At 32.7% G+C, this 22,587-nt stretch carries 20 protein-coding genes; 6 read left to right on the top strand and 14 right to left on the bottom strand.

Annotated features, from left to right (window positions below; genetic code table 11):
• Positions 1 to 232 precede the first annotated feature (232 nt).
• From AAGD26_RS02925 to greA, 8 genes are all read right to left on the bottom strand, one after another.
• Positions 233 to 1,189, bottom strand: coding sequence for an IS110 family transposase (locus AAGD26_RS02925; protein ID WP_341751265.1), 957 nt, complete (start codon positions 1,187 to 1,189; stop codon positions 233 to 235).
• Positions 1,190 to 1,530: 341 nt separating this feature from the next.
• Positions 1,531 to 1,950: an HI0074 family nucleotidyltransferase substrate-binding subunit gene (locus tag AAGD26_RS02930; protein ID WP_341747306.1), complete on the bottom strand. Its 420-nt coding sequence runs from the start codon at positions 1,948 to 1,950 to the stop codon at positions 1,531 to 1,533.
• Positions 1,937 to 2,230 (bottom strand): nucleotidyltransferase domain-containing protein, encoded by a 294-nt coding sequence (locus AAGD26_RS02935; protein ID WP_341747307.1) that lies wholly within the window; start codon positions 2,228 to 2,230, stop codon positions 1,937 to 1,939. The genes AAGD26_RS02930 and AAGD26_RS02935 overlap by 14 nt, the downstream gene beginning before the upstream one ends.
• A gap of 47 nt (positions 2,231 to 2,277) precedes the next feature.
• On the bottom strand, positions 2,278 to 3,093 hold the full coding sequence (gene xth / locus AAGD26_RS02940) for an exodeoxyribonuclease III (RefSeq protein ID WP_341752164.1): 816 nt from the start codon (positions 3,091 to 3,093) through the stop codon (positions 2,278 to 2,280).
• A complete protein-coding gene (gene ubiB / locus AAGD26_RS02945; protein ID WP_341752165.1) occupies positions 3,090 to 4,478 on the bottom strand; it encodes a 2-polyprenylphenol 6-hydroxylase in 1,389 nt (462 codons plus the stop codon). Before ubiB ends, xth begins: the two co-directional genes overlap by 4 nt.
• A 101-nt stretch (positions 4,479 to 4,579) precedes the next feature.
• Entirely contained in the window at positions 4,580 to 5,227 is a 648-nt protein-coding gene (locus tag AAGD26_RS02950; RefSeq protein WP_341752166.1) for a dienelactone hydrolase family protein, read from the bottom strand.
• Positions 5,228 to 5,427: 200 nt separating this feature from the next.
• The gene (locus tag AAGD26_RS02955) at positions 5,428 to 6,384 is read right to left on the bottom strand and encodes an IS110 family transposase (protein WP_341751380.1); all 957 of its coding nucleotides are present in this window, start codon (positions 6,382 to 6,384) and stop codon (positions 5,428 to 5,430) included.
• Between the two features lie 452 nt (positions 6,385 to 6,836).
• Entirely contained in the window at positions 6,837 to 7,328 is a 492-nt protein-coding gene (gene greA, locus AAGD26_RS02960; RefSeq protein WP_341752303.1) for a transcription elongation factor GreA, read from the bottom strand.
• A gap of 76 nt (positions 7,329 to 7,404) precedes the next feature.
• On the opposite strand from greA, the gene AAGD26_RS02965 reads away from it, so the two are divergent.
• From AAGD26_RS02965 to rpoD, 3 genes are read left to right on the top strand one after another with little or no spacing between them, the layout of a single operon-like run.
• Positions 7,405 to 8,025, top strand: coding sequence for a diacylglycerol/polyprenol kinase family protein (locus AAGD26_RS02965; protein WP_341752167.1), 621 nt, complete (start codon positions 7,405 to 7,407; stop codon positions 8,023 to 8,025).
• On the top strand, positions 8,022 to 9,794 hold the full coding sequence (dnaG, locus tag AAGD26_RS02970) for a DNA primase (protein ID WP_341752168.1): 1,773 nt from the start codon (positions 8,022 to 8,024) through the stop codon (positions 9,792 to 9,794). Before AAGD26_RS02965 ends, dnaG begins: the two co-directional genes overlap by 4 nt.
• A 17-nt stretch (positions 9,795 to 9,811) precedes the next feature.
• Positions 9,812 to 11,728: an RNA polymerase sigma factor RpoD gene (gene rpoD, locus AAGD26_RS02975; RefSeq protein WP_341752169.1), complete on the top strand. Its 1,917-nt coding sequence runs from the start codon at positions 9,812 to 9,814 to the stop codon at positions 11,726 to 11,728.
• 18 nt (positions 11,729 to 11,746) lie between these two features.
• Here rpoD and recO read toward each other — a convergent pair whose 3' ends face one another.
• Genes recO through lepB form a run of 4 tightly spaced genes read right to left on the bottom strand, consistent with a single transcriptional unit; the run spans position 11,747 to position 14,884 of the window.
• Entirely contained in the window at positions 11,747 to 12,469 is a 723-nt protein-coding gene (recO, locus tag AAGD26_RS02980; protein ID WP_341747350.1) for a DNA repair protein RecO, read from the bottom strand.
• 2 nt (positions 12,470 to 12,471) lie between these two features.
• Positions 12,472 to 13,365 (bottom strand): GTPase Era, encoded by an 894-nt coding sequence (era, locus tag AAGD26_RS02985; protein ID WP_341752170.1) that lies wholly within the window; start codon positions 13,363 to 13,365, stop codon positions 12,472 to 12,474.
• A gap of 18 nt (positions 13,366 to 13,383) precedes the next feature.
• Positions 13,384 to 14,094: a ribonuclease III gene (gene rnc / locus AAGD26_RS02990; protein ID WP_341752171.1), complete on the bottom strand. Its 711-nt coding sequence runs from the start codon at positions 14,092 to 14,094 to the stop codon at positions 13,384 to 13,386.
• Positions 14,081 to 14,884, bottom strand: coding sequence for a signal peptidase I (lepB, locus tag AAGD26_RS02995; protein ID WP_341752172.1), 804 nt, complete (start codon positions 14,882 to 14,884; stop codon positions 14,081 to 14,083). Before lepB ends, rnc begins: the two co-directional genes overlap by 14 nt.
• A gap of 871 nt (positions 14,885 to 15,755) precedes the next feature.
• On the opposite strand from lepB, the gene AAGD26_RS03005 reads away from it, so the two are divergent.
• Together AAGD26_RS03005 and AAGD26_RS03010 are read left to right on the top strand one after the other, a co-directional pair.
• Positions 15,756 to 17,027, top strand: coding sequence for an HlyC/CorC family transporter (locus tag AAGD26_RS03005; RefSeq protein WP_341752173.1), 1,272 nt, complete (start codon positions 15,756 to 15,758; stop codon positions 17,025 to 17,027).
• On the top strand, positions 17,020 to 18,858 hold the full coding sequence (locus AAGD26_RS03010) for a heme lyase CcmF/NrfE family subunit (protein ID WP_410520635.1): 1,839 nt from the start codon (positions 17,020 to 17,022) through the stop codon (positions 18,856 to 18,858). The genes AAGD26_RS03005 and AAGD26_RS03010 overlap by 8 nt, the downstream gene beginning before the upstream one ends.
• A gap of 90 nt (positions 18,859 to 18,948) precedes the next feature.
• Here AAGD26_RS03010 and AAGD26_RS03015 read toward each other — a convergent pair whose 3' ends face one another.
• Both AAGD26_RS03015 and prfB read right to left on the bottom strand, forming a co-directional pair.
• Complete coding sequence (locus AAGD26_RS03015; RefSeq protein ID WP_341752175.1) at positions 18,949 to 19,341, bottom strand: nucleoside triphosphate pyrophosphohydrolase; 393 nt, start codon at positions 19,339 to 19,341, stop codon at positions 18,949 to 18,951.
• A gap of 193 nt (positions 19,342 to 19,534) precedes the next feature.
• Positions 19,535 to 20,648 (bottom strand): peptide chain release factor 2 gene (gene prfB, locus AAGD26_RS03020; RefSeq protein ID WP_341752176.1). Its coding sequence is split into 2 segments (ribosomal slippage): positions 19,535 to 20,578 and positions 20,580 to 20,648, totalling 1,113 coding nucleotides; the frame shifts between segments, so codons are not numbered across the junction.
• Positions 20,649 to 20,731: 83 nt separating this feature from the next.
• Here prfB and lepA point away from each other — a divergent pair.
• Positions 20,732 to 22,534 carry a translation elongation factor 4 gene (gene lepA, locus AAGD26_RS03025; protein ID WP_341752177.1) on the top strand — a complete coding sequence of 601 codons (1,803 nt, stop codon included), beginning with the start codon at positions 20,732 to 20,734 and terminating at the stop codon, positions 22,532 to 22,534.
• Positions 22,535 to 22,587: the final 53 nt, after the last annotated feature.

The raw sequence follows: 22,587 nt of genomic DNA on the forward strand, positions 1-22,587 counted from the left end.
ACTTGACAAAACAAATAGGATAACCAAACTGAAATATACGCCGAAATAGTCATCAAATTTTTATATTTATTCAATAATTCTAATAAATTTAATTTAGCTTGACAATGAGTTTTAAATGTATATACCGCATCACATAAACCGGATAAAACGGATTGTATAGGAAATTAGTTAGTTTATCTATTTTCTAGTAACAATCAACTATGTTCGCAATAAAAATTTAAATAAATTTGGTTTAAATTTTTATTGCTTCTGCAGAGCTAGTTAAATCACGTAACTTAGCGTTTGCAATCACAATGATTTTCCGCATTAATGCTACCATCGCCACCATTTTCTTTTTTCCTCTATTGATCAATTTTTCATAAAATACCTTCAGTTCAGAGTTAGAATTTCTAGCAGCCATAGCAGCTACAAACAACATAGGTCTAACAAAACTTCTACCATGACCTGTATGTCTATATCCGCTATATCTACCGCTATCATTAGATATTGGTGCAACACCTACTAATGATGCTATTTGTTTGCGGTTCAATGTACCAAGTTCAGGTAACAAAGCTATAAGCTCATTAGATACTACTGTGCCTATACCACTAATAGTTTGCAGTGTCTCTTTCTTAGCCTGCAAGAGTTTATCTTTTGCTATTAAGTCATCTATTTTTTTAGTAATAGATGCAATTTGTTCTTCTAGTACTTCGATTATTTTAACACAACTAGACTTGATTAAATCAGCTCTCGGGGACTGAAACCTATTTTTTTCTGCAATCAACATTTGTTTGAGGTCGTTCCTACGTCCGACTAATTCATACAAGTTTAAAGCTTGCTTAGATTGTACTTTAAATAGTTCTAATCTTTCTGACCGTTCAAAACCATAAAGTGCTAGAGCTTTAGCATCAAGACTATCAGTTTTAGCTGCATTCCCAAAAGACCTAATAAAGTTTTTAACTTTGCGAGTATTGGCTCTATGTACAGCAAAACCCTGATTGCAAAGCGTTAGTAATAGTTCCATTTCATATCCACCTGTGGTTTCTAAAACACACAATGCAGAACTAATCTCTTTTTTGTAATCCTTGATAAAATCAGCTATTCCATTAGAGTTGTTATTATATTCTTTAGTTTCTTTTTTTCCATGAATAGCAACAACAAAATTGAATTTTCCTATATCAAGACCAATAAAATTATTATATAATGGCATAATACCTCGAAGACTTTTAATGTTTACGATTGTAAGCGGGAGTGCAAAGGCATCCCAATCAACTATTCAAACGTCTCGGGGATTTGGGCTAGAGTACCAAGATCCATACGATCTTAAGACCAATTGCTTCACGGTCGCTCACGCCTGCACAGCGATAGTCATTTAGTATTATTAATGACTATCGCTGTAATACCCCCTTATAAGTCAGTATAAATCATTATTTATATTGACTTCAACATCTATTATATCATACTTTTAACTTACAATTGCTTCGTCGACCTATGGTCTCCTCGCAATGACGCTAGGGTGTTTTTCCTATAACTTTTAAATCGCCATGGGGATTATACGTAAGGTAAGTGATTAAGAAAGTTCAATTTATCAAATGTACTTCTTAATGTGGGAATGTAAGATCTAATATTATTATAAATTTTATCCGCTAGCTGCTCATCATAAGTATGAGAGGTAATATTTCTATCTAGCAGCATTTTTAACCACTCTTGTTCATGATCAATCAGATGTCCTTTAAATGCTTCTCTTAAAACATCTTTAGGATATTGCACTTCTACTCCTTTGCTTTCAAGAATTACCCTTAATAATTTCCAAAATAGTTCTATTGTAAACTCAAATCTTTGAATGGTAGCATCTATATTACTTCGATCTTCTAGCACGGGCTTAAATACAATATCTTCTAAAGATATTAAAGCTCTACTTAGCTTTGAAAAACCTAACTCTATTTTAGTATATTTTTTAGGATCTTTCATACAATTTCACCCCTTCTCGTATTATAGATAATTTTAAGTCTGATGAATCCTCTAATTCGTCAAGCCTTATACAATCTATTTTTAAGAGTGTATCAGCATTATCAACAATTTCTTGTAATTTCAACCAATCCTTAGTAGTAGCATTATGACATACTATAGCTAAATCAATATCTGCTCTATCCTGATTATCGTTCCTTGCCCTAGAACCAAATAACCAAACTTCCTCAACCACAATCTGTGATATTAAATCATTATAAAATTTATAATCCTGAACTTTCATTTATTAATCCCATACTTCTTGTTTTTTTATTATCTAGATTAATGAAATTAATCCAAAATTGAGGTTTTTACCCCCACACAACTACCCAATGTTAAAAAATAAGGTACATGATCAGAGGGCATAAGCCAATTCCTAGCTTCTGATAAGGAGCTAACAGATAGCATCTTATCTTGTAAGTTAGAACTAGTCCAAATATGATCTAATCTACGTCCCCGATTAGATTTTTGCCAGTCTATATTTCTATAACTCCACCAAGTATAACATTTTTCATTATACGGTATGAAATAGCGGCTACTATCGATAAAACCTAAGGAAGCCTGTAATTCCAACAGAGTTGAACGCTCTATGTCTGTATGGCTGACAACATTACGCAATTGACGGCTAGACCATACATCATGCTCATGAGGGGCAATATTTAGGTCTCCCGTTATGATAATCTTACTATCTTTACTCCGATTATTGGTTAACCATTCTTGTATTAATTTTACGTATGCCAATTTATGTTTAAATTTTTCATTAACATTCACATCAGCTATATCACCACCAGCCGGTACATAAAAATTATGTATCTCAATACCTAAAACTTCTACTGCTACATGCCTTTTATCGCTATTATACAATTCAAGAATGAATTTATTGGTAAAAGGCAATTTTGATAAAATTGCTACTCCATTATAAGACTTCTCTCCTGAACAATATATATGCTGATAGCCAATATCATTAATAGCTTGGTAAGGAAATAGTTCATTAATTGTTTTAATCTCCTGCAGAGATATAATATCAGGCTGATGTTCATCAATTAGCTTTTTGAGCAAACTCAGTCGCAAGCGTACAGAATTAATATTCCAAGTTACTATTTTCATTTATTAAATCTCTCCAATATTTCCACTACAACATGCTTTAGAATTCTAAGAATTTTTGCCTCTGGGCTAAGATTCTTAGCCGCCCATTTCTTGATCCATGGTTCTATCAGCTGCCATACGTTAATTTCTGGATCAAGCTGCTGCCCTACCCCTTCAACTACTACTATAGTTTTTTGTAATAATAGCAATTGTGGTTGTACCTCCATGCCAAAATCTTCGGTAATTTTAAATAATTGTGCAAGTAACCTACCTATGGAAATATTTTTAACGGCATATCCTATAATCGGTTCACTCACTGCTCTGCACGCCTGAGCAAAAAGATCAAGATCAGTATTCTGAGGAATATAACCAACCCTAAGATGGACAAGTGCTACTAACTTATAGTTCCTACTTAAAAAACCAAATAGGCTTTCAGCAATTGCCATTCTGTCTTTATCAGATAACCTACCCATAATACCAAAATCTAGTAATACTATGCTACCATCCGACCTAACTAAAATATTGCCGGGGTGTAAATCTGCATGAAAGAAACCATCTCTATATACTTGGTTAAAAAATATTGTAGCAAATCTTTGGGCTATTTTAGTTAGATCTAAGCCCTGCTCTATAAGCTTATCTCGAGCATAAATTGATATTCCATCTACCCATTCTGTGGTTATTATATACTCATGAGTCAGTTGCCAATAAACTTTAGGAATATATATATCAACATCATTTTGCAGATTATCAGAGAGTTCTGAAGCTGCTGCTGCTTCTAAACGTAGGTCAAGCTCAAATTTCATAGTAGTATTAAATACATCTATTACCGCTACTGGTCGCAATCTTTTAAATTTTATAAATATTTTTGCTACTAGTTTAGCAAGAATATATAAAAGTTTAATATCTTTATTATATGTATGATGAATTCTCGGACGTAATATTTTTACTGCAACGAATTCACCAGACTTCAACTTAGCTCTGTGTACTTGAGAAATCGAAGCTGCTGCAATTGGTATATCCTCAAAGACGGAGAATAACTCATCGGTACTTTGACCAAAAGACTCATCAATAATCTTTCGTGCTATACTACTACTAAAAGGTGGCAACTTATCTTGAAGAGACTGCAAATAACTGGCAATCTTAACTCCTATAAGATCCGGTCTTGTGGAAAGAGTTTGACCAAATTTTATATAAACAGGACCTAATTTTTTAAAACAATCGGTTAACCTTATACCAAAATCATCTTTTGGTGTTTTAAATAAACCAATTGGATAAAATACTATGGTTATCATCCAGCCAAGAATTTTTAACCTAGATGGTAATCTTATTGTACCAGGATAAGTCAGTATTTGCTGCTTGCTTACTACTCTTAATATATATAAAAAATTCAATAATAAGCTAATCATATATACTCAAATGATTTGAAGTTTTAAGCTACTTACCTAAGCAGTAAAACATCTGCTAAATTCCTTGGGATTAAGTACTTAAAAAAACGTCGTATTACAATTTACTGTGCTTTAGTATTTATAAACTTGACGGCAAATTGTAGTCCCCTATCATCAATAGAATGCATAAGATTTGGTATCTTGTAATTACTATGATCAATATTATATTTCTGTAAATATTCTATTATCTCGTCCATGCTACTTACATCAACCACATCGTCTAATTCGCCATGTATTACGCAAACTGGCGTAGTTTTATTGATACATTCTAATGGGGCGATTAATTTACCAGAAAAGCCTACCACACAAGCAAAAGGCTCTTTTTGTACCAAATTTAAATATAGTCCCATCATAGTGCCTTGTGAAAAACCAATTATGATAGTATCTTTATTAGTTAAATTTAGTTCTGCTTGTTTTTTTTGAATTATCTTTGTAACTAAACCACTATTTTTAGCAACTAATTCCCCTATTACATGAGGAGTACGATCATTTAGACTAAACCATTGTCTACCATACGGTGCATTATCAAATTCTTCAACTCCATGCGGCGAAATAAAATGACAATCTAGCAATTCCTTAGATATAAAGGGAACTAAGCTTATTAAGTCATGCCCATCTGAACCAAGCCCATGTAACAACACAACAAGCTTTTTACATTGGCCATTCAAACTTTTTACTTCTGGGTAAGATAATATTTCATTTTTAATCATTTTTTAAGCTCTTAAAAAGTTTCCACAGGGGTAATACCCCGTTAACCTAGGCAATGCACACAAAATTAGTAAGATGTATACAACTTTTAGTCAAACGTCATTGCAAGAAGCCACTTTAGTGGCGACACTGCAATCCAAATTACTTATTATATTTTTTGTGGATCAACTATGTTCGCAATAAAAATTTAAATAAATTTGGTTTAAATTTTTATTGCTTCTGCAGAGCTAGTTAAATCACGTAACTTAGCGTTTGCAATCACAATGATTTTCCGCATTAATGCTACCATCGCCACCATTTTCTTTTTTCCTCTATTGATCAATTTTTCATAAAATACCTTCAGTTCAGAGTTAGAATTTCTAGCAGCCATAGCAGCTACAAACAACATAGGTCTAACAAAACTTCTACCATGACCTGTATGTCTATATCCGCTATATCTACCGCTATCATTAGATATTGGTGCAACACCTACTAATGATGCTATTTGTTTGCGGTTCAATGTACCAAGTTCAGGTAACAAAGCTATAAGCTCATTAGATACTACTGTGCCTATACCACTAATAGTTTGCAGTGTCTCTTTCTTAGCCTGCAAGAGTTTATCTTTTGCTATTAAGTCATCTATTTTTTTAGTAATAGATGCAATTTGTTCTTCTAGTACTTCGATTATTTTAACACAACTAGACTTGATTAAATCAGCTCTCGGGGACTGAAACCTATTTTTTTCTGCAATCAACATTTGTTTGAGGTCGTTCCTACGTCCGACTAATTCATACAAGTTTAAAGCTTGCTTAGATTGTACTTTAAATAGTTCTAATCTTTCTGACCGTTCAAAACCATAAAGTGCTAGAGCTTTAGCATCAAGACTATCAGTTTTAGCTGCATTCCCAAAAGACCTAATAAAGTTTTTAACTTTGCGAGTATTGGCTCTATGTACAGCAAAACCCTGATTGCAAAGCGTTAGTAATAGTTCCATTTCATATCCACCTGTGGTTTCTAAAACACACAATGCAGAACTAACCTCTTTTTTGTAATCCTTGATAAAATCAGCTATTCCATTAGAGTTGTTATTATATTCTTTAGTTTCTTTTTTTCCATGAATAGCAACAACAAAATTGAATTTTCCTATATCAAGACCAATAAAATTATTATATAATGGCATAATACCTCGAAGACTTTTAATGTTTACGATTGTAAGCGGGAGTGCAAAGGCATCCCAATCAACTATTCAAACGTCTCGGGGATTTGGGCTAGAGTACCAAGATCCATACGATCTTAAGACCAATTGCTTCACGGTCGCTCACGCCTGCACAGCGATAGTCATTTAGTATTATTAATGACTATCGCTGTAATACCCCCTTATAAGTCAGTATAAATCATTATTTATATTGACTTCAACATCTATTATATCATACTTTTAACTTACAATTGCTTCGTTGCCACCAAAGTGCCTCCTCGCAATGACGTATTTCTTAATAATTCTAAAAAACTTGATTATCGAGTAGAACCGCTTCAAACCTGATTGTTTCTATATACAATACTGAATTCGATGTAACTTGTTACATCGAATTCAGGTTATAACATATAAATAAGCTAGCACTAATAGTTATTATCTTAAATATCTACTAATTCTTGATAGGATACTTCTAAAACCTCATAAGATTTTGAACCTTTAGGAGTGGTTACTTCTACTATATCTCCGACCCCTTTACCGATGAGAGCCTTAGCAATTGGCGATACTATGGATACCCTCTTTTTGGTTATATCTGCTTCATACTCTCCAACAATATGATATATAACTATTTCCTCTGTTTCATCATCGATCAACTTAACTAATGCCCCAAATTTTATGGTATCACCGGAGAGTTTTGAGGTATCAATAATTTTAGCTCTTGCTATTTTATCTTCAAGATCCACAATGCGACCTTCAATAAAACTTTGTTTTTCCCGTGCTGCATGGTATTCTGCATTCTCAGATAAATCTCCAAAATCTCTAGCTGTTGCTATAGCTTCAATTACTTTTGGTCGTTCTATGTGTTTAAGATGTTTAATTTCTTTTTCTAAACTATCAAACCCTTTATGTGTAATAGGAAAATCTGCCATAATAATATGTCTTGTCTAAGTTAAGTTTTCTAGTATATTTGTTGTGTCAAACTTTGTCAAATAGGCCTTTTAGGTTATTATGCAAACTAAACTCTTTAATTTTGAAATACAACGTAAAACTTTCCACTTATACAGCTTGATTATACCACTTTTTTATTTATTTTCATCTAAATTAGTTGTTACTACACTATTATTTCTACTTATAATATGTGTATTATATATAGATATTACAAGGCATTATAATTTATATGTTAAGAAATTTACAGATAAATTTCTTGGAAAGTTTATGAGACCTGAAGAACAGAGTGGTTTATTCAGACTAAGTGGTAGCAGTTTTATGGTAGTTGGATTTTTCTTAACTGCTCTTTTATTTTCAAAAGGTTTAGCGATTTCATCTTGGCTTATATTGATAATAGCTGATTGTCTTGCTGCACTAGTGGGTACAAAAATAGGTACGCCTCTAAAAAATGGCAAGTCATTGGAAGGTTCTATTGCCTTTCTAATTTCTGCAATTTTTATTAGCATATTAGTGTATTTTTTCATCGGCTATCACACTAGTTTTACTGTTATTATAATTAGTTCTATAGTTGCTACTATTAGTGAATTCTACTCAAAAGAGTTATCAATAAACGATAATTTATTAATACCTCTTAGCTACTGCTTCTCTACAATCATATTCACCTTTATTTTAAGTTTATGAGAATTCCATTAGAATTTTATGAACTTCTTAGAACTCGGATTAATTTATCAGATGTTGTTAGACAAAAAGTAGTCTTAACTAAGAAATCTGGAAATTACTTGGGACTATGTCCTTTCCATGTTGAAAAATCTCCATCATTCACTGTAAATGATGCCAAGAAGTTTTATTATTGCTTTGGCTGTGCTGTTCACGGGGATGTTATAAAGTTTGTTTCCAACTTTAGCGGTTTATCTTATAAGGAAGCAGCCATTAAACTTGCTAATGATTATGGCATTGAATTGCCTAAATTAACAGCAGCACAACAAAAACTCTATGAAGAATCGGATGAACTATTTGATATCTTAGAGATGGCTGAAAGATTTTTTACATCACAATTGTCACAAGAAGTATGTAGCTACTTACATGACCGCGGTATTAGTAAAGAAGCAATTAAGGAATTCTCCATTGGTTTTGCTCCTCCAGCTAAAGCATTACAGAAATTTTTTGAAAAAAAATCAATATCTTTGACAAAACTTCAAAAAGCAGGCTTAGTGGGCAAGCGAGATGATGGTACAATATATGAGATATTTTATAATCGGATAATCTTTCCGATTAAAAATGTTTATAATAAAGTAGTTGGTTTTGGAGGGCGAGTGCTTGGTGATGGGTTACCTAAATATTTAAATTCTCCGGAAACCATATTATTTCAAAAAAATGAAACATTATATGGGGAGAATAATGCAATTAGTGTTGCCTATAAAAAAAATCATTCAATCTTAGTTGAAGGGTACTTGGATGTTATTGCCTTGCACCAAGCTGGTTTTAAAGAGGCAATGGCAAGTCTTGGTACTTCGGTTACAGAGAATCACCTACAAAAATTATGGCGTGCCGGAGATGAAATAGTACTCTGTTTAGATGGTGATATAGCAGGAATAAAAGCCACCCATCGGGTAATTAATCTAGTACTACCTCTGATAAATGGCAATAAGAAAATTTCCTTTGTGATGTTACCTAGCGGAAGTGACCCTGATGATATTATAAATAAAGATGGAGCGGGAAGTTTCACACAAATTTTTGATAAAAGAATTAATCTATCTGAAATGATTTGGCGTTCCGAATATGAAGGTAAGACTTTTTCAACTCCAGAAGACAAAGCTATTTTGGAAAGAAATCTTGGAGATTATTGTAAACAAATAAAGGATAAACTACTTAGCAATAATTATTATCGATATTTTAAAGATCAAATATGGCAAAATTTAATTAAACGGCAAAATAAAGTAACTATAACAAGTTCAAATATTACATCTACCACTCCTAACTATTCAGAAATCGAAATATTAGAACAAGCTGTTTGTATAATATTGGTTAAATTTCCTGAAATGACCAAAAAGCAAGAAATAAAGGATTTCTTGTTAACGTTAAATTTCCAAAATAAAATGCTTGAAGCTTTTCGTGATTGGTATTTTGCAGAAATTATTAGCAACGATATATTAGATCAGGAAAATATTATTGCTTTGGCAGAAAAAACTGGATTTTATGACACTTTTTCAGTATTGTCAAAATCCAATAATCTATTTCTAGATTTGTCATTTAATCAGGATGATATCGATTCTGACTTACTTTGGCAATGGTTGCATAAAAAACATCACCTAGTACTATTAAAACAAGAATATAGCTCAATTATTCAAAATGGCTCAGACGAAGAGCTAAAAAAAGCTATATTATATCGAGAAGAAATTTTGAAAATCTCCAAAGAGATTTATAATCTAAACGAATCTTTTACTAATTGACCCAAGGTTTATAAATTATGACAGAAGCAAAAGAGAAAATAGATGTAAAAAGTACTGCAGTTGATAACCTAGTTAAAACAGCTAAAGAAAAAGGCACTGCAGTCACTTATTATGATCTAAATAAAGTCATTCCAATGACTAATAATATATCAGTAAAAGATCTAGAAAAGGTAATATCAAAGTTTTCTGAGGCTGGAGTTGATATTATAGAAGGTGATGATGACGAGATCAAACTTGATATTAATGTAGATGATGAATTTAAACTGTCTAATAATGTTGATCGTGAGCCTGAAGACGAAAGTGAAGAAGAAAACTTAGGTACAACCGATGATCCAGTAAGGTTATATTTACGAGACATGGGAGGAGTTGGGCTTTTTTCTCGTGAGACTGAAATAGAAGTAGCCCAAGATATTGAAGAAGGCAAAGAGATAATGGTTAAGTCACTTTGTGAAAATCCAATATCGATGAAATTCTTTATAAAATGGCATGAAGATTTAGTTAATGAAAAAATACTACTCCGAGATTTGATTGATCTAGAAGCTAATATGGTTAACGGGGATGATAGTAATTCTGAAGAGAATCAAAATAATTATATAGAATCAGATCATGAAGAACATGAAGAAGCTAGTAATTTATCAATAGCTACTATTGAGTTACAGTTATTACCTAGTGTTGTCAAGCGTATGGAAAGAGTTTCTAGACTTTCTGAAGAGTTGTTAATTGAAGCAAAAAAACATTACACACGTTATCCTCAACCTAAGGGATTGCATGATAACAAAAAATATGCCAAAAATCTACAATTACTAATTATTGAAATTTCTAGTATCCATTTTCACTCTAAAAGGACAGAAGAAATTCTTAATAGAATATATAGTCTAAATAGAGAATTAGTAACTAAAGAAGGGAACTTCCTTAAATTAGCTGAAAAATATGGCATAAGTCGTCAGAACTTCCTAAATGAATATATGGGAGCAGTAATTGATGAAAACTGGAAAAGGCAAATGCAAAAAAACAAGCCATCTAATTGGAAGAATTTCCTTGCTAAAGAATCTGATGCTATTGATCAAATGATTAGTGAATTAAAAACCATGGAAATGACTATTGGTTTGCCAATTATTGAATTTAAAAAGTTAGTGCATACAATACAAAAGGGTGAAAGACAAGTCCTTAGGGCAAAAAAAGCTATGATAGAGGCTAATTTGCGTCTAGTTATCTCAATTGCTAAAAAATATGCAAATCGTGGATTACAGTTTTTAGATTTAATTCAGGAAGGAAATATTGGGTTAATGAAGGCTGTTGATAAATTTGACTATCGTAGGGGATATAAATTTTCCACTTATGCTACTTGGTGGATTAGGCAAGCTATTACTAGAGCTATAGCTGATCAAGCTAGAACCATACGTATTCCCGTGCATATGATTGAAACGATCAATAAAATTATTCGTACCTCTAGGCAAATGCTTAACGAGCTAGGTTATGAACCGACTCCGGCAGAAATTGCTGCTCGTCTTTCTATGCCAGTTGATAAAGTACGAAAAGTAATGAAAATAGCTAAAGAACCAATTAGCTTAGAAAATCCAATAGGCGATGATGATGGTAGTTATCTTGGAGACTTTATTGAAGACAAAAATGCTATATTACCGCTTGACGCAGCAATTCAATCGAACTTACGAGAGGTCACAACTAGAGTTTTAGCAACTCTTACTCCTCGTGAAGAAAGAGTTCTAAGAATGAGATTTGGTATAGGAATGAGTACCGATCATACACTAGAAGAAGTTGGACAACAATTCAACGTTACTAGGGAACGTATTAGGCAAATAGAGTCCAAAGCACTACGCAAATTGAAGCATCCGACTAGATCTAAAAAACTTAGTAGTTTTCGGGGTGGTTCTAGAAAGCAAAACAATTCTTCAGAATCTGCTTTTGGAGGCTGATTTTCTATAGGTTTTATTTTATGTGAATGTTGCAAATCGAATAATATATTCTATGCAATTCTCTCGTACATGTAGTTGTTGTTGGTTGTGAAAGAAATACCGGTTAAAAAAATATGTAGTTAAATTAAAAGCTTGTTTTTTATCATTATTAGTAATTTGGCTATTAGTGGAGGTTAAGAATTGTGGTAAGATTAGAAGCCTGTCTTGATATGGTAATCCCTCTGATAAGCATACAGCTCTTCCAGATTTTGGCGAGACGTAAGATAGATTTTCCCTAGTACCTGTTACTGCACATTTATGCAAATCAAGACCATAACCTGATTCTTGAAGTATGGCTAATTCAAATTTAATATATTCCTCAAAAATAAAATTATTTGCTAGACTACTTAAATATTTTACAAAAATTGGAAAAAATTTATTGTGATTTTCTCTTTCATGAAATGCCATCTTAATAAGGCTAATAATTGAATTAAAAGCGTAAAGCTTAATTTTATTAGTTATTAAAAGACCAGCGTAAGATTTTATTAATTCGCATTTAGCCATTCCTAGATGCTCGTGTAATCTAGCTTGCCAAAAAAAATCAACAATATTACCTTGTTGATTTACAGAACCAAATTTTTTAGATGTTTCTCGTATTACACCGGAATATAAGCCATGATTCTCAGTAAAAACTGTAATAATAGCCGTATTTTCTTTTAGTGGTTTTTTGGCAATTATTATACCTATATCTTTAAAATTCATATTTAAACTTGTTTCAATCTCATATGGCTATATGAGTGCGGATCATTTTCCCAAAGCTCACGTACTTTCACAAAAAGGAAAAGATGAATTTTACAATCAAAAGCTAGCTGCATCTCTATTCTTGCCTTAGATCCTATTTCTTTAATTTTACAACCATTGTTTCCTAAAATAATAGTCTTATAAGAATTCTTTGAAACCACTATTACCTGATGAATTTTGATAGACTTATCATTATTCTCTTGCCACATTTCAGTTTGAACAGTTAAATTATAAGGTAATTCTTGGTGGAGATTCAAGAATAATTGTTCCCTAGTTATCTCAGCAGCTAAAAATCGCATAGGCAAATTAGTAACATCATCTTCTTCGTATAGCCAAGGCGACAACTCTGCTTGGCTTTGTATGTAATTTAGTAGGTTATTGATATTTTCTCCGTTTAAAACGGATATTTTAAATATATTAGCATCTATGAACTGAGACCTTATAATATTTTCTATTTCTTCTGTATATTGAGAAGGAATATCTATCTTATTTAACAGAAATATTAAATTTATTTTAAGAGTTTGCAACTTTTTAAGTATTTGTAACGTAAATTGATCAATAGGTTTCGTACTATCTATTATCAATAAAACTAAATCTACGCCATGTAAGCTTGACCATGCACATCGTACCATTGCTTTTTCCAGCTGTTTCTTTGGCTCGAATATACCTGGCGTATCTAATATTATCAGCTGCGTATCTTTTATGGTAACTATTCCGGTTATAATAGAGCGGGTTGTCTGAACTTTATTCGTTACTATCGATATTTTTTGTCCTATAAGTTTGTTTAATAATGATGATTTACCAGCATTTGGTTTGCCGATTATACATAGAGAAATTGTCTTTTGAGATATTTTCACGGATTAAACTTTACAACTTTACAAATTGTTGAGGTAGTTCATTAATTTACGGGCAGCAACTTTTTCTGCTTCTTTAACTGAATGACCAGTACCAGTTTGTTGGTAGGCTTCCATTTTTACTAATACAGTGAAGATAGATGCGTGTGGTGATCCTTCTCTTTTTATCACTTCATACACGGGTCTTTCAATTCCCTTTCTTTGTGCTAATTCCTGAAGAGTAGTTTTAGGGTCATAATCAGCTAAATCAGTAATAGATATAAACTCATACCACAAATTATATACTATTTTTTGGGTCGTATCAATGTTACTATCAAGATAAATGGCAGCAATTAATGCTTCCATAGTATTCTCAATATTATTAGGATTTTGCCTTCCCCCTAATACTTCCTCGCCATGGGTCATAATAATATAGTCTGACAAATTGATTTTTGCAGCTACTTTGCAAAGTGATTCTTTACAGACTAGATATGCTCTAATTTTTGCTAATTTCCCCTCATCATAAGTAGAGAAATTTTTAAATAAAATTTCAGTAATGATAAAATTAATTATTGCATCACCAAGTAATTCTAAACGTTCATAGTTTTTTTGAATTCCATGCTTTAGTACATGTTGCTTAAGAGAAGGATGACTTAACGCTTCAAGTAAAAGAGCTTTATTATTAAAATTATATCCTATATCTTGTTCAAGCTTTTCCGGAGCAGAAAGAGCTGATTCTTTACTTGTTATCATTTTGTATTTTATCTGTATAAAGGGACGTAAATATTCTGTTAAATCTAATAGATGCCAGCCAAGTACCAACACGGAGTATTTGATTAATTATCCCAATATCACTTTGCCATAATTCTTCTTTTGTAGAAAAAATAATAAATTGTCCTTTGGCAATAAAGTTTTTAAACGGTACAAATCCTAGGTCTATCCTACTATCATTCGATTCATCTCTGTTATCTCCAAGAAAGAAATACTTACCTTCAGGTACATAAAAGCTTTCCGTATTACCATATTTATTTACTAATGAATGATTATTTTGTTTTAATTTATAAGAAAAATAACTTACACCATTAGGTAACATTTCCTTATATTTTATATAATTTTTTCCTTCTTCACTTGTATATGTACCAATTTCAGTGCGTTCTATGGCTTTATCATTTATATACACTACATCATTGATTAATTGTACTTTATCTCCAGGTAGCCCAATTAATCTTTTTATAAATCGAATATCCATATTATTTGGTGGGCGAAAAACTATTATATCTCCTCTTTGTGGCTGTGACGCCCATATTCTCCCATTAAAAATATTGGGACTAAAAGGAAAAGAATAATTACTATATCCATAAGAATATTTTGTTGAAAAAATATAATCATTCTCTAGCACTGTTGCTTTCATTGAACCTGTTGGCACAAAAAAAAGTTCCATGACAAAAAATCTTATCATCAGTGCCAAAAATATTGTAAAGATAAAAGACGTATATTCTTTAATTTGTGTTTTTTTGTTGGTAACCGCAGTTGTTGTTTGCATAATTATTATTTAATAACGAACTAAATTCAGCCTACAATACCTTATTACTATGTTTAAATCCAGCAATTTTTGAATTGCCCCTAGTTCATGTATGGATCTACCCTATAATGCAAGAAAAAAATAACGTCAATAGCAAAAAAGCAAATGCATCCATGTATCCGGGCTTATAACAAAGTGAATTTTATTAATATTTTCAATAATACAGATAAAATTTACTCTACAACCCTGATGGAATTCGCTGGCTTACAAACTATACTTATCAACTCGTCGCCTTTAAAGAGCCATTGGATAAATCAGTTTTTTTGTAAGCTAAGGTTGTCTTATTTACCATCATTATCATTTTCTTTCGCATATTCTAGGTTGGAATCTCTTAATATTCTGTTTACCTCTACAATGACCTCTTTCGAAACTCGCTTGTGCTGAGGGATTTGAAGGAGACGCGGAACGCAGAACCGCAGCGTACTCTAATGTACGTGAGGATTCGAGTACCGCATCGACGTACAAATCACCAGCAAAAGTAGAGTTTCGAAAGAAGTCTAATGTTATTTCATTACATCAGTTGATTAGTTAACCTGAGTTCGATATAAGTGTAGAAGGATTATATAAAGATATAAGGGTTGCAGTGTAGTGGGAAGTGAATTAAAGTTACTAATTTTAACTGACAATTAAAGGAGGAAATATTCTGTTCAATTGATGATTTTTGTAAGTATTTTGATAAAAATAATCAAAATTATTTTTTAGCAAATTCAGTCAAGAAAAGAAATAAGCCCTGTAGCATGAGTTTAAGGCAAGAGCATAATAAAAAAGTATTAGGGGAATTGCACAGTTGCCAATATAATTAGATTTACGCTAATAATTTATACAAGGATCAATGACTATTTTTTTGACAATCATTATTGTTCTAATGATAGGATGTGCCGCACTGCTTTCAGCTACTGAAACGGCCATCACCGCGTCTTCTCCAGGGAAAATACAAAAGTTTAAGGCAAAAGCTATTAAACGTAACACTGTATTACAAGTTCTCAAGAATAAAGAAAAAGTAATAGGCACATTATTGATTGGTAATACTCTGCTTAATACTGTTTGCACTACCATTGCTACCAGTATATTTATCGATTGGCTAGGTGATAGTGGCACTGTCGTAGCTTCAGCAGTGATGGCTTTCGTGATAATTGTTTTCGGCGAGATAATACCTAAAGCTATTGCTGTAGCAAAAGCAGAACAGTTAGCATTATTCACTTCTCCAGCAATTATATTTTTCCTAAAGCTTTTGAAACCAATTAATTCTATTTTTGAAGTTATAGTTAAGCTGTTCTGTTTTATTTTCCGTATTAATCTACAACAAAATATCTCGGGAACAGAAGAAGTCAGAGGAGTTATTGAACATTATCATCAAGAAGGTAATGTTTATAAATCTGACCGTGACATGTTAGGGGGTATATTAGATATTAGGAAAATGACAGTATCTGAAATTATGATACATAGAAGTAACATAGTAGCCATTAATGTAGATTTGCCTAAAGAGGAGATAGTGAGGCGAGCATTATTATCTAGCCCCCATACAAGAATACCATTATGGAAGGACACTCAGGACAACATAATTGGCGTACTTCACATGAGAGATCTACTCCGGGCTCTTTACGAAAAGAATAACGATGCAAAAAAAATTAATATCAAAGAATTAGTAAATCAGCCTTGGTTTATACCTGATAATGCTTTGGTAACTCATCAACTTCATGCTTTTAGAGAAAGAAAGAGCCATTTTGCCTGTGTTGTTGACGAATATGGTGATCTACAAGGTATTATTACTCTAGAAGATATTCTAGAAGAGATTGTTGGTCCTATTATCGATGAGCATGATTATCCTATTAACACAATTGTAAAAAAATCTGAAACGGAGTTTATTATTGATGGATCTGTAACCATAAGAGATGTAAATAGAGAATTAAATTGGAGTCTACCTGATGATGACGCAAATACCATAGCTGGCTTAATTATCCATAAACTTGAGCGTATTCCCAATCAAGGAGAATCTATCAAGATATTTAATTTAAGTATCACTATTAACAAAAAAATAGGTAACAGACTTGATAGCATAAAAGTCATTATTCTACCAAATAAAGAATCTGAAAGTGATAAGTAGTCTTGGCAATTATTTACAAATATCTGCAATTTTATTCAGTATACTAACAGTTGTTAGTTCTTTATATTTATATCGTTCTGCTACTTTTTTTTTCTATCTTAGTTTCCTGTCAACATTACTAGCTTTTTTGCTACTAGTATGTGGATTTATCATATCGGATTTTTCTATACAGAATGTTTTTTTTAATTCTAGTACATTAAAGCCTCTAGGATTTAAGATTGCTGCTAGTTGGGCAAGTCATGAGGGGTCTATCCTATTATGGCTATGTTTATTACAGACTATAGCTGTTATTTATATTGCACTATTCAATAGCCGTCCAATTCAAGTCTATCACATAATTGTACTAGCACTAATACAAATCTTGTTCGGTAGTTTCATTTATTTTACCTCTAACCCATTTGATAGCCTATCCTTCCGTCCCGCCCAGGGACTCGGCTTAAACCCCATGCTGCAAGATATTGCCCTAATAATACACCCCCCTATATTATATTTAGGCTATGTCTGTTACGTCGTACCTTTCACATCTGCTTGCGTAATCTTGCTTACGTCTAGTTTAGACTTTGTTAATCTCAGAGCAATTAAAATATTTACCAATTTAGGAATGCTATTTTCAACCTTAGGAATAGCACTAGGATCATGGTGGGCTTATAGAGAGCTTGGCTGGGGTGGTTTCTGGTTTTTTGATCCAGTAGAAAATATTTCCCTACTACCATGGCTGTCGGCTATCGTTCTACATCACTCAATCTTGGTAACGATAAAATCTGGACGAATGACAAACTGGAGCATAACCCTATCAATTATCACTTTTTTACTAGTAGTATTTAGTACGTTTTTGGTACGCTCAGGGCTAATCACCTCAATTCATTCTTTTGCCTCATCACCTGAGCGAGCAATCTACATGTTGGTAATATTTGCTATTATTGCTATATCAAGCTTAGTGTTACTGTTAGTAAAAGGACAAAATATCACTCAACCCGATCCAGCAGGATTAGACAAACATAAATTTAAGTACAAACTTATTATTTGGGGTAGTATATTTTTCTTAACAGCCCTAGTAATATTACTATGTGCCACCATTTACCCAGTAGTTTATTCTTTATTATACCAAGAATCTATTACCATTAGTGAAAGATTTTTTATCAATAATTTTATAATCTTCCTTATTCCAACAGTTCTACTAGTTGGCATTGCTTATAATACCAGAAAAAAACAGCTACTAATTTTAGCTAGTTCTTTTGCAATAACTATGATTAGCTCATACCAAATTCAGTATGGTTTTATTTCAGCATGTGCCGTGACATTTTCTCTTTTTCTAATAATACAAAATTGTTATTATATATTAGCAAAAAGCAATTTTTTTAGAACCAAACTAAAAGCTAATATTGCTATGATCTTAGGGCATTTAGGCTTTGGCTTACTTGTTTTAACTATTACTGTTAATTCATTATTACAAAGTGAAGTAGATTTTATAGGAAAAGTTGGAGACAAGGTAACAGCAGGTGGGTTTGAAGTTACCTTAAAAGATATGAGAGTATCCTCAGCCCAAAATTACTATCGGCAAATTGCTGAATTTTGGATTGAGGATCAACAAAATAATATCACCATCTTAAAGCCTGAGAATAGATTATATATAATAGAAAAACAACTATCCCAAGAAAGTAATATATATTCTTATTTAACTTATGATCTTTACGCAGTATTAAGTAAAATTGACGATGATGTAATTCACGCAAAAATATATTACAAACCAATGATGAGTTTTATTTGGATATCTATTATGCTTATGGCTGGAGGATTCTTAATCGGATTATTGAAATTAATCCGAAATTGAGGTTAAATATGGTTTAAGTTAATAAAAGAAGTGTTGCTAACTTTCATAGCAACTTTGAGAAAATAAATCAATATTTCGTATTAGATAGTGTTATTTCAGGGTATTTTTTGGTTTAGCTAAAAAATAACCAATATCTTCGTTATCATAGTGCATTTCTATATAAGAGCCATAAATACGATTATCAAAGCCACCATCCTTCTGTTTCTTAATAAGACGCTTTGCTTCAATTTGTTCCATCGATAAGTTGTATTCTTTGCCTAATGCATAAATCACTTCAAGCAAATCAGCTAGTTCTTCAGAAATTTCATCTGGTGTTTTTGCATCAATCACCTCCTGTGCTTCTTCCAACAATTTATCTTTAAGACGCTGGATATATTCATCTTTTTTCATACTACGTTCAAATACCGAAATACCACGCGAACGCATAATTCTTGGGACTAAATCACGAATTAGTTTATCAATTTTGAAACAATATTTTCTCATCATAATTTCCTATAATAGTAATTATATAGCTAACCCGAGAAGGTTTTAGATGGATAACGTTTGTCATCCCCGCATAGGCGGGTATCTAAAATAAAGCCAGAAAAGCTTTGAGATATTGGAGATTCCCGCCTACGAGGGAATGACAACTTAATATCAAGAACTTAGTCGGGTTAGTTATACCTATCTTCTATGGCTAACAACTGCTAATATTACCAACACTCATTGATAGGCTGGCTGAAACGAATTTCTCTAAATCTCCGTCAAGTATCCCCTTAGTATCAGAAGTTTCATGGTTGGTACGTAAATCCTTAACCATCTGATAAGGCTGTAATACATAAGATCTTATTTGATGTCCCCAACCATTTTCAGTCTTGGATGCATTTTGTTCATTAATATCATCGGTACGTTTTTTTAACTCCGACTCATAAAGCCTTGCTTTAAGCATTTTCATAGCTTGTGCTTTATTTTTATGCTGCGATCTATCATTTTGGCACTGGGTTACGATATTAGTCGGTAAGTGGGTAATCCTTACTGCAGAATCGGTAGTGTTTACATGTTGCCCCCCAGCCCCGGAAGACCTATAAGTATCAATTCTAAGATCTTTTTCATCTATTGTAATGGAAATATCATCGTCAATTTCTGGATATACCCAACTGCTAGCAAAACTAGTCATCCTTTTACCTGCGGCATTAAAAGGTGATATCCTAACTAGCCTATGCACACCAGATTCTGTTCTAAACCAACCATATGCTTGGTAGCCATTAATTTTGATAGTACATGATTTTATTCCAGCTTCTTCGCCATTAATAAGATGAATAATTTCGCTTTTAAAACCCAGCCTTTCTGCAAAGCGTAAATACATACGCATCATAATTGATGCCCAGTCGTGGCTTTCTGTTCCTCCAGCTCCAGCGTTGATTTCTAGAAAGCAATTATTACTGTCAAATTCTCCAGAAAATAAACATTCAGTCTCAAATTTTCCGGCAATAATAGATAGTTTCCCTAAATCTTCTTGAACTTGCTGCAAAACTTGTTGATCATTTTCAGTAAATGCCAAATCCTCAAGTTCTAAACATTCCGTAAAATTAGACTGAAGTTGTTTAAACGAGTTAAGCTTGATATCTAGAAGTCTTTTTTCTTTTAGAATACTCGAGGCCTTCTCTTGATTATTCCACAGTTCCGGATCTTCTGATATATTTTCTAGCTCTAGAAGCCTTTTGCTTGCGTTATCGAAATCAAAGAGACCTCCTGAGCAGCTCTAAAGACTGTTCGATTTTTTTTACATAATGTTCAATTTCAGCACGCATTATTAATTTTCCTACTATAAAATGGAATTTTATTATATAAAGATAAAACTTCTTTCTAATTTTAACATTATACCAAATATACCATGAATAATCAAAACTTTATCAGAAATTTTTCAATCATTGCTCATATTGATCATGGTAAGTCTACTCTAGCAGATAGATTAATTGAATATTGTGGGGGGTTGGCAGCTCGGGAAATGAGTCATCAGGTACTGGACTCAATGGACATAGAAAAAGAACGTGGTATCACTATCAAAGCACAGACTGTTAGATTAACTTACAAAGCAAGAAATGGTAATACCTACTATCTAAACCTAATGGATACTCCTGGTCATGTGGATTTCTCTTATGAGGTGAGTAGATCGTTAGCTGCTTGTGAAGGTTCTTTGTTAGTAGTGGATAGTAGCCAGGGTGTTGAGGCACAAACTCTAGCAAATGTTTATCAAGCGATCGATAATAATCATGAAATTATTCCAGTCCTAAATAAAATTGATCTACCAGCTGCTGTTCCTGATAAAGTTAAGCAACAGATAGAGGACGTAATTGGCATAGATGCAAGCGATGCATTATTGATTTCTGCAAAAAGTGGTATAGGAATAGAGGAGGTACTGGAAGCAATTGTTAATAGGCTGCCATGTCCAAAAACTAATCAAACAGATATTCTAAAGGCATTATTGGTTGATAGCTGGTACGATTCTTACCTAGGGGTAGTAATTTTAGTTAGAGTTATCGATGGAGTTTTACGCAAGAATATGCGTATTAAAATGATGGCTACCAATTCTACTTATAATGTTGACAATGTTGGGTATTTTACTCCTAGAAAACATATATCAGATATTTTATACCCAGGAGAAATAGGCTTCTTTACTGCTTCAATAAAACAAGTTGCTGATTGTAAAGTTGGGGACACAATAACTGACGAGAAAAGACCTTGTCAGGAATCTCTGCCTGGTTTTAAGCCGCATTTACCGGTAGTGTTTTGTGGTTTATATCCTTCAGATGCTTCGCAATTTGAGCATTTAAAAGATTCTTTAGCTAAATTAAAACTTAACGATGCTAGCTTTGAATTTGAAGCAGAGAGTTCAACAGCCTTAGGTTTTGGCTTTCGCTGTGGATTTTTAGGGTTACTACATCTTGAAATAGTACAAGAAAGATTGGAACGCGAATTTGACCTTGATATGATCACCACCGCTCCTAGTGTGATTTATAAGATTAATATGCGTGATGGAAATCAATTAGAAATACATAATCCAGCTGATTTGCCACCTGTGCAAAATATCGACTCAATGTTAGAGCCTTGGGTTAAGGCAACAATATTAGTACCAGATGAGTTTTTAGGTAATGTGTTATCTTTATGTACCGATAAAAGAGGGGTACAGATTGAATTAACTTATGTAGCCGGTAGAGCTATGGTAATTTATCGATTACCGTTAAATGAGATAGTATTTGATTTTTATGATAAGTTAAAAAGTTATACAAAAGGCTATGCTAGCTTTGATTGGGAAATAGATGTTTATCAGGAAAGTGATTTAGTAAAATTATCTATTTTGGTTAATAGTGAGCCAGTTGATGCTTTATCTACTATAGTACATCGTTCAAGATCAGAATATCGGGGGCGGGAGTTGTGTAAACGTCTTAGCGATTTAATTCCAAGGCAATTATTTCAGATTGCTATTCAAGCTGCTATTGGCAGCAGAATAATTGCTAGAGAAACCGTTAAGGCAATGCGTAAAGATGTTTTATCTAAATGCTATGGTGGGGATATAACTCGTAAGCGTAAATTATTGAAAAAACAAAAAGCTGGCAAAAAACGTATGCGTAATATTGGTAATGTTGAGATACCTCAATCTGCTTTTATAGCTGCTCTTAAAATAGGAGATGAGTGATATCACGCGACTTATCTTCGAGATGGATAGGATCAAAATTGTGCCATAAAACG

The organism is Candidatus Tisiphia endosymbiont of Piscicola geometra (assembly GCF_964026415.1).
In the GTDB taxonomy this organism is placed as follows: Bacteria; Pseudomonadota; Alphaproteobacteria; order Rickettsiales; family Rickettsiaceae; genus Tisiphia.

Bases quoted from the DNA above. Each gene is read 5' to 3' on its own strand.
- AAGD26_RS02965 (WP_341752167.1), top strand. From the start codon at position 7,405: ATGCAAACTAAACTCTTTAATTTTGAAATACAACGTAAAACTTTCCAC.
- lepB (WP_341752172.1), bottom strand. From the start codon at position 14,884: ATGCAAACAACAACTGCGGTTACCAACAAAAAAACACAAATTAAAGAA.
- rpoD (WP_341752169.1), top strand. From the start codon at position 9,812: ATGACAGAAGCAAAAGAGAAAATAGATGTAAAAAGTACTGCAGTTGAT.
- AAGD26_RS02950 (WP_341752166.1), bottom strand. From the start codon at position 5,227: ATGATTAAAAATGAAATATTATCTTACCCAGAAGTAAAAAGTTTGAAT.
- dnaG (WP_341752168.1), top strand. From the start codon at position 8,022: ATGAGAATTCCATTAGAATTTTATGAACTTCTTAGAACTCGGATTAAT.
- AAGD26_RS02930 (WP_341747306.1), bottom strand. From the start codon at position 1,950: ATGAAAGATCCTAAAAAATATACTAAAATAGAGTTAGGTTTTTCAAAG.
- AAGD26_RS03015 (WP_341752175.1), bottom strand. From the start codon at position 19,341: ATGAGAAAATATTGTTTCAAAATTGATAAACTAATTCGTGATTTAGTC.
- xth (WP_341752164.1), bottom strand. From the start codon at position 3,093: ATGAAAATAGTAACTTGGAATATTAATTCTGTACGCTTGCGACTGAGT.
- AAGD26_RS02925 (WP_341751265.1), bottom strand. From the start codon at position 1,189: ATGCCATTATATAATAATTTTATTGGTCTTGATATAGGAAAATTCAAT.
- AAGD26_RS03005 (WP_341752173.1), top strand. From the start codon at position 15,756: ATGACTATTTTTTTGACAATCATTATTGTTCTAATGATAGGATGTGCC.
- AAGD26_RS02935 (WP_341747307.1), bottom strand. From the start codon at position 2,230: ATGAAAGTTCAGGATTATAAATTTTATAATGATTTAATATCACAGATT.
- ubiB (WP_341752165.1), bottom strand. From the start codon at position 4,478: ATGATTAGCTTATTATTGAATTTTTTATATATATTAAGAGTAGTAAGC.
- AAGD26_RS02955 (WP_341751380.1), bottom strand. From the start codon at position 6,384: ATGCCATTATATAATAATTTTATTGGTCTTGATATAGGAAAATTCAAT.
- lepA (WP_341752177.1), top strand. From the start codon at position 20,732: ATGAATAATCAAAACTTTATCAGAAATTTTTCAATCATTGCTCATATT.
- rnc (WP_341752171.1), bottom strand. From the start codon at position 14,094: ATGATAACAAGTAAAGAATCAGCTCTTTCTGCTCCGGAAAAGCTTGAA.
- recO (WP_341747350.1), bottom strand. From the start codon at position 12,469: ATGAATTTTAAAGATATAGGTATAATAATTGCCAAAAAACCACTAAAA.